Raw genomic sequence first — 12,953 nt, forward strand, 5'->3', positions numbered from 1 at the left:
TCTATATTTTGATTTTTTTTGCTCGGTTATTGACACTATTTTGTAGATACGTTATATTCTTAATTGTGCACATAATTGTTGAACAATTTAGAAGGCAATATTGAATTTAACTCTCATCTACATGTTTACTCATTTATAAAAGGGGGCCAGTACATTGAACCAGCCAGGCATTGGCTTCATCGGATTCGGTGAAGCTGCATTTCATATTACCAGTGGCTTAGTGTCCGAAGGAGCTACGGCTATCTTCGCATTTGACGTTATGTCTACAGATCCGGTAGCAGGACCCATTATTAGAGAACGGGCTGATTTGGCACAAGTGACTTTAACTTCATCTTTGAAACAATTGATTGAAAGCAGTCAAGTTGTTTTTTGCGCTACCAGTGCCAAATATGCACTTAGCATCGCTCAGGAATCGGCTGTATTTTTGCAAAATGATCAAATTTATGCGGATATGAATTCAGCATCTCCAAAAGTGAAGCAAGAGATTGCTCAGCTTATGGGTAAGGTAGGAGCAGATTTTGTAGATGCGGCAGTTATGGAAGCGGTTCCACCGCATCGCCATAAAGTCCCTATCTCAGTTAGTGGTACAGGCGCGCATAGGTTTACAGATCTCATGGGTACATACGGAATGAATATTACTTATATCAATGATGAAGCTGGAAGCGCATCCGCAATGAAAATGGTTCGAAGCATTTTCATGAAAGGGTTTACAGCATTGCTTCTGGAAACGCTCACTGCAGCTTATAAATCAGGCATTGAACAAGAAATTTTATCTTCGATCCGGGGTACCTTATCTAACCATTCAACGGAGGAATTAGCTAATCTACTTCTTACACGTACGGCTATTCATGCCGAGCGAAGAGTGGCTGAGATGGGAGAAGTCATCAGCACATTGAAGGATCTGGATTTGGATTATTCTGTATCCTTAGCAACCAAGGGCAAGCTGCAGCAGTTAGTTGATCTGGATTTAAAATCTTACTTCGATATGAAAGCTCCCGAGCATTTTACACAAGTACTTGAAGCATTAATTTATAAATCCGAGCATCAATAAATTATTCATTATGGAGGAGATTCTGCTATGTTGAAAGCGGTAACTGGAAAAGGTTTTCAAGTATTATTAGCTGGAGTATTAACTCTTAGCTTGGCTGCATGCGGAAGTACAGGAGCAGGAGGAGCGGTAAGCACCGGCGCCAAAAAGGAGTCAACGGCTTCAAATTACCCTACAAAGCCAATTGTTTTCGTCGCTCCATCAGGTGCGGGCGGTGCTTTTGACAAAGCGGCAAGATCCGTTATAAAAATATTGGCAGAGGAAAAATTCGTCAATCAAAACATGACGGTTGAAGTCAAGCCTGGAGGCGGCGGCACCGTATTTATGACCGATTATGCGGTCAACGACACCAAAAATAATTATAAATTTTTTGTTAATTCCCCTTCCATGCTTATCAATAATTTGAAAAAGGACGGCGGCATCCCATACAGCTATAAAGATACGACACCGCTTGCACAGCTGTTCAGAGATTATGGCATAGTTGCGGTAGCCGCCAATTCCAAATATAGCGATTTGAAAACGCTTTTCAATGATTTGAAATCAGATCCGACCAAATTAACATTAGCTGGAGGGACAGGGCCAGGAACTGTAGACCATTTGACTTTCATTTATCCGGCTTCTAAATACGGCATCGATCCCAAGAAAATCAAGTATGTGTCTTATGATGGCAAAGCACAATCCATGACAGCGTTGCTTGGGGGCAATGCGGATATTTTGGCAAGTACTGCTGCTGAAGTTGGAGAATTTCTGGAATCCGGGAAAATAAAAGTGCTTGCTGTTAATTCCCCTAAACGATTATCCGGCGTGTTTAAAGATGTGCCCACTATGAAGGAGTTAGGCATTGATGCGGATTTCAACATTTGGCGTGGTGTATTTGGAGCTAAGGAAATGAGTGCGGATGCCAAAAAATTCTGGGATGAAAATTTGAAAAAGCTGTCTGAGTCTGATAAGTGGAAAAAGGAAATGGCAGCCAACGGCTGGGAGGCAGATTACAAAGATTCCGCCAGCTTTAGCAAAGCATTGGATGAACAAAACAAAATCATTCAAGATCTGTTAAAAGTACTGGAAATGGGAAAGTAAAGTAGGAGGTAAAGTATGGCCAATAAAATGTTCGACCGTTATGCCAGCATCGCATTTCTCATCATAGGCGCCTTTTTCGTGGTCGATAGCCGTAATATTTCTCAAAGCGCTTACGGCAGCAGCGTGGGCTCCGATATATTTCCTTTGGGTCTTGGTCTTATTCTTATTTTACTAAGCATTCGGTTATTTTACGAAAATTTGCGTGTGAAGAGTGATAAAGCGGAGGCTGCCAAGCTGGATTACAAGCGATTTGGCATCATCTTTGCTGCTATGGTTTTATACGTCTTTTTATTGGAGAAAATCGGATATGTCATTGCAACGTTCCTATTTTTGCTAATCGGGTTTCAGACACTGGAACGGAAGAAAATGTTATTCTCCATTATTATTTCTGCGGTAATTTCAGTGGGTGTGTATTACGTTTATGTAACCGTACTGCAAGGAACGCTCCCGGCACTTCCGGAATGGCTCGGTTTCTGAACCTAGGAGAAGGATGGTAACATAATGTCTACACTTGAATTTTTAGGAAACGGCTTTGCTGTAGCATTTCAATGGCATAATTTACTTTTTGCTTTTTTCGGTGTATTAATTGGAACGGCTGTAGGGGTGCTGCCTGGAATTGGACCGATGAGCGGGGTCGCTCTGCTAATACCAATAACCTCAACCTTGACTGGAGGATTAACTCCAGAGGAAGCAGCTACCAGCTCTATCATCATGCTCGCGGGTGTGTATTACGGGGCTATGTACGGCGGATCAACGACTTCTATATTAATCAATACACCTGGTGAATCCGCTTCCGTTATTACCACTCTGGACGGCTATCAAATGGCTAAGCAGGGCAGAGCTGGAAGCGCTTTATCCATCGCAGCGATCGGCTCGTTTATTGCGGGTATTGTTGCTCTGATTGGACTGATAGTGGTGGCGGAGCCAATGGCCAAATTAGCTATCAAATTCGGTCCGGCCGAGTACTTTTCACTGGTCGTGCTAGGATTGGCGGCTGTTACGGGATTGGCTGGCAAATCGATGACTAAAGCCTTGATAATGACCGTCATGGGTTTGCTGCTGGCTACCATTGGAATCGATGCCGTCTCAGGGGTTGCCAGATTTACTTTTGAGCTCCCTGTTCTCTATCAAGGAATTGACTTCTTAACCGTTGCTGTAGGGCTTTTTGCATTAGGCGAGGTGTTCAAAACCATCCTGGAATCGGATATCCAATCAAATATTTTTCCAAAAATCAACCGGATACTGCCGACCAAAAAGGATATGAAGGATAGTGCGATGCCTATCGTACGTGGCTCTGTGTTAGGATTTTTTATCGGGATCCTGCCAGGTGCCGGCGCCTCTATCGCCTCCTTCTTCTCCTATAGTATGGAGAAGAAAATAAGCAAGCATCCGGAGAAGTTCGGACACGGGGCAATTGAGGGAGTAGCAGGGCCGGAATCGGCCAATAACGGTGCATCCGGGGGCTCCATGATTCCACTGCTCACGTTGGGAATACCCGGTTCGGGGACGACGGCTATTTTGATGGGCGCTCTATTTATGTACAATATTCAACCAGGTCCGCTCTTATTTGAGAAGCATCCACAAGTCGTTTGGGGTTTGATTGCAAGTATGTTTATAGGCAATGTTATGCTGCTTATTTTGAATATGCCCTTGGTAAAGGTTTTTACCAAAATTATTCAAACGCCTCCCAAATATTTGCTTCCTATTATATTAGCCATTTCCGTGTTTGGAGTTTATGCGGTTCAGGTAAACACATTTAACCTATACGTGTTGATGGGTTGCGGTTTCGCCGGGTACTTCCTGGCGCGCAACGATTTTCCTCTTGCCCCGTTGGTGCTAGGGCTTGTTCTGGGACCTATGCTTGAAAATAATATGAGAAGGGCCTTAACTGCCTCGAATGGCGATTTCATGATTTTTTTAGAAAGACCCGTTTCAGCCGTATTGCTGATTGCTGGCATTTTATGGCTTGCCGTTCCCCTTTTGTTAAAGCTTCGGGGGAAAAAGGTCATTGTGAGTGAAGAAGGATAACTATCTGAATAAATAACATTGACACACAGGGGAATCTAGTGTAGCTTTTCTCTGTAGTCATTATTGTTGAACAATATTGATCTACTAAAATGATTTGAAAGCGAGGAATTGGATATGGAAGCTGCAGAATTGCTTGTAGGAGCCTATGACCTTCACGTCCATTCAGGTCCCGATGTGATGAATCGAAAGCTGGATGACCTCGAGATGGCCGAACGGCTGCAGAAGCTTGGAATGAAAGGTTATGGGATTAAATCCCATTATTTTTGCACAGCCGAAAGGGCGAAGCTTATTAATAAAATAAATCCGAGCTTTAACGCTATCGGAGCGGTCTGTTTGAATAACGCAGTTGGAGCTCTGAATCCGATGGCCGTTGAAATGGCTGCAAGAGCTAACGCCAAAATCGTTTGGATGCCTACTTTTGACGCTGCCAATGAGCAGGAGCACTTCAAAAGCAGCAAGCCTGCCAAGCTGCCATTCTGGGCTAAGCTGCAAATGCAATTAATTGAACAAGGGAAAACACAGTCTAGTATTTCTATCTTTGAAGATGGAGCTCTTAAAGCGAGTGTGTCTGATATCCTCGACATTATTAAGGAATACAACCTGGTGCTTGCAACAGGACATTTAAGCAAACAAGAAATATTCGCACTTGTTCGAACTGCAGCAGACCGTCAATTGAAAAAAATCGTCATAACTCATCCGAACTTTCCTTCGATCAATTTGTCAAAAGAGGAACAAAAAGAGCTCGTAGAGCTGGGAGCTATAATGGAATATTGCTTTACTACCCCCCATTCTAACAAGACAACATGGGAGAAAGTATATGAGGAGATCCGCTTTGTCGGTCCTGAGAATAGTATTATTTCAACGGATCTTGGACAACCGGATGGTTTATATCCTGATGAAGGGCTGCAAATCTTTATAACGAACTTGCTGAATAATGGCTTTACAAAAGAAGAAGTGAAAAGAATGATTGTACAAAATACAGCTTTCTTAGTAGAAAGCTGATTGGAGAGGAGATAAACCTATGATTGACTCAAATGTGAATTTATTGGTTGTAAGCGCCCATGCTGCCGATTTTGTGTGGAGAAGCGGAGGTACGATTGCCAAATACATCAAGCATGGGGCTAATGTCTCGTTAGTCATATTAAGCTACGGCGTTAGAGGAGAATCCAATGATCTCTGGAATATCGAAGGGCAAACCGTGGAAAATGTTAAAAAAATCCGAAGGGAGGAAATCGGACAAGCTGCGGGGCATCTTGGCATCACCCAAATGGAAATTTGGGATTATGAAGATTACCACATGCAATTAACTGACGAACGGATGGAGCGAATGGTATGTAAAATTCGCGAAACGGCTCCGCATCACATTGTAACACATGGCTTTAAAGACGCTTTTAATCCGGATCACGAGGCTGTTGGGAAGTTTGTATTTGATGCAAGTGTTCTTTCTACCTCGAACGGCGTCCGGTACGATGGATATCCGACGGCCAAGCAGGCGCGCCTGTTCGGCTTTGAGCCCCACCAATCCGAAATCAGCGACTTCAAGCCCGACGTGATCATGGATATTACCGAAACGTACGAGCAGAAGGAAGCTGCAATGAACTGCTTTAAAGCTCAGAAGCATCTGATAGAATACTACGGGGCCAAGGCCAAGCTTCGGGGCAATCATGCCCGGAGGGTATCAGGCAACAATCAATACCAGTACGCTGAGGCCTTTAGTCGCTGCTTCCCTTATGTAGGGGGCGAGTTCAACTAATGGAAAGATATGTCGTAAAAAACATTGACCGGCCTGATAAATCGATTATCGAACAATTTTCCAAGCTTGATGTCTCTACCGTGTATGAGGCTCAAGGAAAAACAGGCCTTGTAAGCCATGAATTGAAGACGGTCAAGCAAGGCAATGCGATTTGCGGTCCAGCGGTTACAGTCACCTGCTTTGCAGGAGATAATCTAATGATTCATGCGGCCATCGAGGTTTGCAAACCGGGCGACGTTCTTGTCATTACGACAATTGGAGAAAGCACGACGGGTATGATTGGTGAGCTCATCATCCATGCACTGATGAAACGCGGGGTTCAAGGTGTCGTTACGGAAGCGGGAATTCGTGATGCTGCGAGAATCAGGGAATGCGGATTTCCTGTCTGGTCAAGAGCCATTCATTCTCAGGGCTCAACGAAATCACGCGGTGGTTGGGTGAACGCACCAACCGTATGCGGCGGCGCCTCGGTTAACCCTGGGGATCTTGTGATGGCTGATGATGACGGGGTTGTGTTTGTGAAGAGGGAAGACCTCAAGCTTGCTCTGGAGAGCTCGAACCAAAGGATGTCCAAGGAGGAAGATACCAAGGCTAGAATCGAAAGAGGAGAGTTGAGCCTGGACTTTTATAGCTTGAGAGGCACTTTGGAGAAGGAAAATGTAGTGTATTACGAGAACGAAGAAGCAAGAGCTTCGAAGAAATAGGGTCCATCAGCGGCTACAACAACACTGAACCACTGAAAGCTCAGCCACTGAAAGAATGATGCGATTGAAAAATGAAGAAATAAGGAGATACCGAGATATCTCCCTGGATGTGAAACGAGCCTTAGGAGCGATTCTTGGGGCTTTTTTTTGCGCTCCAAACCGAAACGCCTTTGACCCCAAAAGCCTGCATCCATACATCCTTTTGTCCGTTTTATCGTAGTATTCTTAAATTGATGCAATTGTGCATCTCTTTTTTTATTCTTAGCTGAAACTGGCCGAGTTGTATGAGAATTACTGTATGTTTACAGTTTATTCCACTCAAAAGCAAGTTTCTGTAGAAAACAACTGCATGTTTGCAGGATTCTATGCGGAGTGATGGTCGGAGGAAGGGCAAGCGCTAATTTTTAGGATGAGGTTATATACAATGTATTTTTGAAAAAAAACCAGACTTTGTTAGTGCTCCAGCCATTGACTGGGGTGTTTTGTTGTTAGTTGTCATAAAATTCACTTACACCCAATATGATATAGCCGACTAATTAAATGGGGTGTGGAAATGGATGCTAATCAAATGCAACTAACGCAGCTTGTGCGGGCTTTTTTGCCACGGGGTGCGGAGCTACTGACGATAGAAGGATATGGAAGCCCTCAACCAGCCGTTTATGCGGCAGATTTGGATGGAGATGGGGTCAATGAGGTAGCTGCGGCCTATCGCTCGCAAGGAGAGGCCTTTCTCCTCGTATTGAAGTACAGTGATAATGCTTGGACCCGAGCTGCAAATGTGAAGGGCACGGGCTATCAAGTCAGTGTCCTGACGGCGGCGCCGGTTACGAACCCCAACATTAATAATCTTATCGTTGGCTGGAGGGTCGGTTCCATTTGGTCGAAGCTATCCGTATACGAATGGACTGCCAATGGACTGCAGGATATTATTGCTCCCCCTGATGCAAACTTCAGCTACATGCAGGTGGAGGATATGCCGAGCGATCAAGGGGAAGACGGCAGGGCTGAATTTGCATTATGGCTCCATGACACAGGAGAGGCCTACATTGTTGAAGTGGTCAGATGGCATGACGGTAAGCTTGTTCCTGCTCCCGATGTGTACTTTTACTATTTTCCGATAGTTGTCCGATACTATGAGCACCTGGTCCGCCAGTATCCGGATTATGCATTTTACTGGTATTACCTGGCTGACGCACAGATTAAAGCCGGGATGAAGGAGGCAGCTGCCATTTCCATTGAGAAGGGGCTCAGCCTAAATCATGAATACCCATCCAAAGAGAAATGGTTGGAGCTTCAGCAGCAGCTGGAATACGTTCGTAACGTTCGTATGGCACAAGACATTTCACTGTTTCCAGCTTCGGTCAAAACCATAGAAGGGGTAAGATGGGGGTTTATAGACAGCAAAGGGACTATGATCATTCAGCCGCAGTACGAATATGCTTCCGATTTTCAAAATAACGGTCTCGCCGTTGTGCAGATGAATGGACAAAATGGCTTGATTAACTCGAACGGCGCTTATGTGGTGAAGCCGGTCTATGACTCCATCAGCGCTTTCTCGGAAGGCAGAGCGGTTGTCATCGACAGCCAAGGCTTCAAGGTAATGGATGAGGCGGGACACATTATTACTAAGAAAGCTTATGATTATATAGCGTCCTATAGCAATGGCAGAGCAATGGCTTCTGTTGCAAGTCCCGGCGGGCCTAGCTTGTATGGATTCCTTGATTTACATGGCAATGAAGTCATTAAACCCCAATTCGAACAAGCTGGAGATTTTAAACATAATAAGACGGTAGTTAAAGTGAAGGATAACGATTTTGCGCTGATTGGCTTGGACGGTAGAAAGCTTGCCTCCTACCCTTATGCCTCTGTAGGTCAGCTTGGTGATGGCCTCCTTCCTTTTCAGCAGCAGCTGCAGGGCAAATACGGTTACATAGATGAAAAAGGGAGCATTGTTATTCAACCTGCCTATACCTATGCCATGGCTTTCATGGACGGCCGAGCTGTTGTGAATACAGCGGAAGACTTTGGATCCCGCTATGGTCTAATAGACAAGCAAGCGAACTATATAATAAAGCCGGACTATAATGAGATTCGGACGCTTGGGGAGCAGCGGCTTGCGCTGGGCAGAGCCATTGATGCTCAGCAACCCTTCATAGGCTCCACCTTTGCTATTGCGGACATGAATGGGCAAATGCTAACCTCTTTTAAATATCACGATGTGGGTGATTTCAAACAAGGGCTAGCCTCTGTAAATGATCAAAAGCAAACCTATTTCATTGACCGCAACGGTAAAGCGGCTGATGGTTATCCCAAGGTGAACGGGAGCGGCGTTCTTAGCCTGACTCCACCCTTGATACAAGCCAACGTAGATCAGCGGCTATCCTATTTCGACCGCTCGGGGCGCGTCATTTGGCAGCAAAACACCGTGATTCCGCTGACTGCCCCCTTAAAGGTCAAGGAAGAAAAATATAAGCCTAATAAAGATTATTTAGTCTATTACCCACAGATTGAAGGTATGGCTAATAAGTCGGCGCAAAGGAAAGTCAATGCCGTGCTTAAGGAAAAGTCTCAAGTCAAAAAAGTGCCTGCACATGAGCAACTGAGCTATTCCTATACGGGAGATTTTAATATTGAATTTTATAAAAAAAATCTGCTTGTGCTGGAACTGACCGGTTATAACTTCCCTTTTGGCGCTGCCCACGGTATGCCTAGCAAGCAGTATGTTCATGTGAACTTGGTGAATGGCCAGATTTATGAACTAAAAGATTTATTCAAGCCCGGCAGCAATTATGTCAAAGTGCTGAGTGATATCGTAGGCAAGCAGATCAAAGAGGACCCGCAGTATTCCTATGTCTTTCCAGACACGTATAAGGGTATCAAGCCGAACCAGCCATTTTTCATTTCCGATCATGCATTGCATCTGTATTTCGAGCCGTATGATATTGCGCCGTATGTAGCGGGCTTCCCTACCTTTACGATCCCATTCGCTGAAATTATAAGTATCATTGCGGTAAACGGGGATTTTTGGAAATCATTCCATTAGTGGGCTTTAGAGCCCCACTCAGCATAAAGAGCCGGTTACAGCAACGGTTCTTTTTGTTTGTAGGACATTAATGAACTATTTCTAGAGACGGCAACGTTTTGCGACATGCGAACGAACCCATAAAGGCCCGCATATAATGAGGTATATAAGTCAGAAATTTCAGTTATTTTTGGAAGAGTAAAATGACATTGCATCTCACTCAGCAGGGCGGGTGAAGGGAATGAACTTGTTATCTTTTCCTGGTTCACGGCAGGAGCAATTGAATTGGCTAAGTCGGATAAAAGGAAGCGCGTATGTGGATGCTATCGGACATTTCAATGATGAAGAATTACAGAAGCGGTTTCGGCTCGTCTATTTGGAATTTCTCAAGCTGGAGGAGGCGGCGGATGAGCTGATGCTCTAAGGGCTCGCTTACGATGAAGGCATCTCTCAAAACGAGAATCATAAATCTCCTATGATGAAATAAGGCCAGCAAAATTCTCAGGAGGCGCAATGTTATGGACCGTACCGAACAAATCATTGGGCAAACGGAGCAGTATGGAGCACGAAATTACAATCCTCTGCCAGTTGTTATTGTTCGAGCCGAGGGTGTCTGGGTAGAGGATGCCGAAGGACATCGTTATCTCGATATGCTGAGCGCCTATTCTGCAGTTAATCAGGGTCATCGGCATAAAAGGATTATTCAGGCGCTGCTGGATCAGGCTGATCGAGTAACCTTGACATCGAGAGCCTTTCACCATGACCGGGCAGGGGAATGGTATGAGCTGCTAAGTCGGCTTACGGGTAAAACGACCATACTCCCGATGAATACTGGAGCTGAAGCTGTGGAGACCGCACTCAAGGCGGCCCGACGCTGGGCGTATCGGGTAAAAGGGGTGCCTGATATGCAGGCGGAAATCATCGTCTGCGCTAACAACTTCCATGGACGCACATTAAGCATTACTTCGTTCTCAACCGAACCGGCTTATAAATCCGGATTCGGTCCTTTTACGCCCGGCTTCGTAACAGTCCCATTCGGGGATATAGAGGCGCTGCGGCGAGCCATCACGCCCCATACGGCAGCCTTCTTATTCGAACCGATTCAAGGTGAAGCCGGAGTTGTCATCCCACCTAAAGGATATTTGCGGGAGGCTGCGGCATTATGTCGGAAGCATCAGGTGCTGACGATGGCTGACGAGATCCAGACTGGACTCGGCAGGACCGGTCAACGGTTCGCCTGTGATTGGGAGAAGGTTGTACCCGACGTTTACATTCTTGGTAAAGCACTTGGCGGTGGTGTACTGCCGGTATCTGCCGTAGCGGCTGACCGAGAGGTGCTAGGAGTGTTTGATGTAGGCTCACATGGGTCTACCTTTGGAGGGAATCCGTTGGCATGCGCCGTTTCTATTGCTGCCTTGCAGGTGCTGGAGGAAGAAAAGCTGGGGCAGCGAGCACGCATAGGGGGGAATTACATGCTGAAGCGGCTAAAGCGGATACGATCCCAAAAAATTCGGGATATTCGCGGCAAAGGGCTGCTGATCGGAATCGAACTGGATACGGAGGCAAGGCCCTATTGCCATAGACTTATGGAGCTTGGCGTTTTATGTAAGGAAACCCATGCAAACATTATAAGGATCGCACCTCCACTAACGATCGTGAAAGATGAAATCGATTGGGCTTTGAAGAGAGTAGAATCCGCATTGACGGAAAGGGGATAATGTTATGATGCCATATCGTCCGGAGCCCTTTACAGACTTTGGCAATGAATCGGAGGAAAGTCGAATTAAGCAAGCATTGGCACAGGTGCGTACGCAGCTCGGCCGGGAATATCCGCTGTTCATTGGAAACAAGACAGTGGATACGAAACGGCGCATCTTATCCGTCAATCCTTCGAACTTCAATCAGGTAGTCGGATCCGTGTCTCTGGCAGACGCTGTTCTTGCGGAGCAAGCTATACAAACGGCTTACTCCGCTTTTGCTACATGGTCGGGAGTCAGTCTGGAAAGCCGAGCGGATTGCTTGTTCAGGGCAGCCGCCGAGCTGCGCCGCCGCAAGCATGAATTTTCGGCGTGGCTGATGGTGGAAGCGGGCAAAGTAAGGGCTGAAGCAGATGGGGAAACAGCGGAAGCTATCGATTTTATGGAGTATTACGGCAGGCAGATGCTGCAGTTGGCTCAGAGGGGCGAGCGTGAGCTGATTGGGATGGACGGGGAGAGGAACCGTCTGGACTACTTAGGACTTGGCGTTGGAATCATTATCGCGCCATGGAACTTCCCCCTTGCGATTCTGGCAGGCATGACGACCGCGGCCCTTGTGGCAGGAAATACCGTTGTCGTAAAGCCCTCGAGCCTTACGCCTGTTATTGCGATTAAATTCGTGGAACTGCTCCGTAATGCAGGTATTCCTGCTGAAGCGGTTCAGCTGCTGCCCGGAAGCGGCAAGGAAATAGGGCAGTATCTTACGGCCCATCCCTTGACCCGGTTCATCTCCTTTACCGGCTCCAAGGATGTAGGCCTGCATTTGCATGAGCTGTCATCTCGTCAAGTCCCAGGTCAACGTTGGTTGAAAAGATTCGTTGGTGAGCTGGGCGGCAAAGATGCGATTATTGTTGATCGCGATGCTGACCTGGAGCAGGCTGCTCAAGGCATAGTTGCGTCAGCCTTCGGTTATTCCGGTCAGAAATGCTCCGCATGCTCACGTGCCATTGTACATCGCGACGCGTACGATGCTGTACTGAAGCGCTGCTCGGAGCTAGCCGAGCAGCTGAAGGTAGAAGACGTGCAGGACCCCTCCTGCGATATGGGGCCTGTTATTAACCAGAGTGCTTATGAATCCATTCTCGGTTATATCCATATCGCTAAATCAGAAGGACGCATTACCGCCGGTGGAAGTGCTGCCAGAGGGGATGGATGGTTCATCCGCCCAACTGTTGTAGCCGATGCCGATCCGGGCTCTCGGATTATGCAGGAGGAAATATTCGGTCCCGTGCTTGCTTTTACGAAGGCTGATGATTTTGAAGATGCACTGCGTATTGCAAATTTTTCGGACTATGGTCTTACAGGCTCTGTTTATACCCGCAACCGGAAGAACATCGAACGTGCCCGGGATACTTTTGCCGTAGGAAATCTATATATCAACCGTAAATGTACGGGAGCGATCGTGGGAGTCCATCCATTCGGAGGGTTTAATCTGTCAGGAACAGATTCCAAGGCCGGTGGGCCGGATTACTTGCAGTTATTCACTCAGCCTAAGCTGATCTCAGAACGGCTGTAATCGTTAGTTTACGGAGCCAGACTCAAGTGAAATTTCTGATAGATG

The 12,953-nt window shown here is 46.3% G+C and carries 11 protein-coding genes; all 11 read left to right on the forward strand.

Translation table 11 applies throughout. From position 1 onward, the window contains the following. The first annotated feature begins 154 nt into the window (after positions 1–154). The 11 genes from ACFQ0C_RS12725 to pruA all read left to right on the forward strand — a co-directional run bounded on the left by ACFQ0C_RS12725 (position 155) and on the right by pruA (position 12,908). Positions 155–1,051, forward strand: a complete 897-nt coding sequence (locus tag ACFQ0C_RS12725; protein ID WP_379367266.1) for a DUF1932 domain-containing protein — start codon at positions 155–157, stop codon at positions 1,049–1,051. Positions 1,052–1,078: 27 nt separating this feature from the next. Beyond that, on the forward strand, positions 1,079–2,128 hold the full coding sequence (locus tag ACFQ0C_RS12730; RefSeq protein ID WP_379367268.1) for a Bug family tripartite tricarboxylate transporter substrate binding protein: 1,050 nt from the start codon (positions 1,079–1,081) through the stop codon (positions 2,126–2,128). A gap of 15 nt (positions 2,129–2,143) precedes the next feature. Continuing rightward, complete coding sequence (locus ACFQ0C_RS12735; RefSeq protein WP_379367270.1) at positions 2,144–2,605, forward strand: tripartite tricarboxylate transporter TctB family protein; 462 nt, start codon at positions 2,144–2,146, stop codon at positions 2,603–2,605. Positions 2,606–2,629: 24 nt separating this feature from the next. Continuing rightward, on the forward strand, positions 2,630–4,156 hold the full coding sequence (locus ACFQ0C_RS12740; protein ID WP_379367272.1) for a tripartite tricarboxylate transporter permease: 1,527 nt from the start codon (positions 2,630–2,632) through the stop codon (positions 4,154–4,156). Between the two features lie 114 nt (positions 4,157–4,270). After that, positions 4,271–5,158 (forward strand): DUF6282 family protein, encoded by an 888-nt coding sequence (locus ACFQ0C_RS12745; protein ID WP_379367274.1) that lies wholly within the window; start codon positions 4,271–4,273, stop codon positions 5,156–5,158. A gap of 19 nt (positions 5,159–5,177) precedes the next feature. After that, positions 5,178–5,909, forward strand: a complete 732-nt coding sequence (locus ACFQ0C_RS12750) for a PIG-L deacetylase family protein (protein WP_379367276.1) — start codon at positions 5,178–5,180, stop codon at positions 5,907–5,909. After that, positions 5,909–6,613, forward strand: coding sequence for a 4-carboxy-4-hydroxy-2-oxoadipate aldolase/oxaloacetate decarboxylase (locus ACFQ0C_RS12755; RefSeq protein ID WP_379367279.1), 705 nt, complete (start codon positions 5,909–5,911; stop codon positions 6,611–6,613). The genes ACFQ0C_RS12750 and ACFQ0C_RS12755 overlap by 1 nt, the downstream gene beginning before the upstream one ends. A gap of 553 nt (positions 6,614–7,166) precedes the next feature. Then, positions 7,167–9,656: a WG repeat-containing protein gene (locus tag ACFQ0C_RS12760; RefSeq protein ID WP_379367281.1), complete on the forward strand. Its 2,490-nt coding sequence runs from the start codon at positions 7,167–7,169 to the stop codon at positions 9,654–9,656. Positions 9,657–9,876: 220 nt separating this feature from the next. Beyond that, positions 9,877–10,059 carry a hypothetical protein gene (locus tag ACFQ0C_RS12765; RefSeq protein WP_379367283.1) on the forward strand — a complete coding sequence of 61 codons (183 nt, stop codon included), beginning with the start codon at positions 9,877–9,879 and terminating at the stop codon, positions 10,057–10,059. Positions 10,060–10,153: 94 nt separating this feature from the next. Continuing rightward, the gene (locus ACFQ0C_RS12770; RefSeq protein WP_379367285.1) at positions 10,154–11,353 is read left to right on the forward strand and encodes an ornithine--oxo-acid transaminase; all 1,200 of its coding nucleotides are present in this window, start codon (positions 10,154–10,156) and stop codon (positions 11,351–11,353) included. Positions 11,354–11,357: 4 nt separating this feature from the next. After that, the gene (gene pruA, locus ACFQ0C_RS12775) at positions 11,358–12,908 is read left to right on the forward strand and encodes an L-glutamate gamma-semialdehyde dehydrogenase (RefSeq protein ID WP_379367287.1); all 1,551 of its coding nucleotides are present in this window, start codon (positions 11,358–11,360) and stop codon (positions 12,906–12,908) included. Positions 12,909–12,953 lie beyond the last annotated feature (45 nt).

Source organism: Paenibacillus sp. GCM10027630, assembly GCF_042676305.1.
Taxonomy (GTDB): Bacteria; Bacillota; Bacilli; order Paenibacillales; family NBRC-103111; genus Paenibacillus_S.

Coding starts and splice junctions, on each gene's coding strand:
- ACFQ0C_RS12735 (WP_379367270.1), top strand. CDS start 2,144: ATGGCCAATAAAATGTTCGACCGTTATGCCAGCATCGCATTTCTCATC.
- ACFQ0C_RS12760 (WP_379367281.1), top strand. CDS start 7,167: ATGGATGCTAATCAAATGCAACTAACGCAGCTTGTGCGGGCTTTTTTG.
- ACFQ0C_RS12750 (WP_379367276.1), top strand. CDS start 5,178: ATGATTGACTCAAATGTGAATTTATTGGTTGTAAGCGCCCATGCTGCC.
- ACFQ0C_RS12745 (WP_379367274.1), top strand. CDS start 4,271: ATGGAAGCTGCAGAATTGCTTGTAGGAGCCTATGACCTTCACGTCCAT.
- pruA (WP_379367287.1), top strand. CDS start 11,358: ATGATGCCATATCGTCCGGAGCCCTTTACAGACTTTGGCAATGAATCG.
- ACFQ0C_RS12740 (WP_379367272.1), top strand. CDS start 2,630: ATGTCTACACTTGAATTTTTAGGAAACGGCTTTGCTGTAGCATTTCAA.
- ACFQ0C_RS12765 (WP_379367283.1), top strand. CDS start 9,877: ATGAACTTGTTATCTTTTCCTGGTTCACGGCAGGAGCAATTGAATTGG.
- ACFQ0C_RS12755 (WP_379367279.1), top strand. CDS start 5,909: ATGGAAAGATATGTCGTAAAAAACATTGACCGGCCTGATAAATCGATT.
- ACFQ0C_RS12770 (WP_379367285.1), top strand. CDS start 10,154: ATGGACCGTACCGAACAAATCATTGGGCAAACGGAGCAGTATGGAGCA.
- ACFQ0C_RS12730 (WP_379367268.1), top strand. CDS start 1,079: ATGTTGAAAGCGGTAACTGGAAAAGGTTTTCAAGTATTATTAGCTGGA.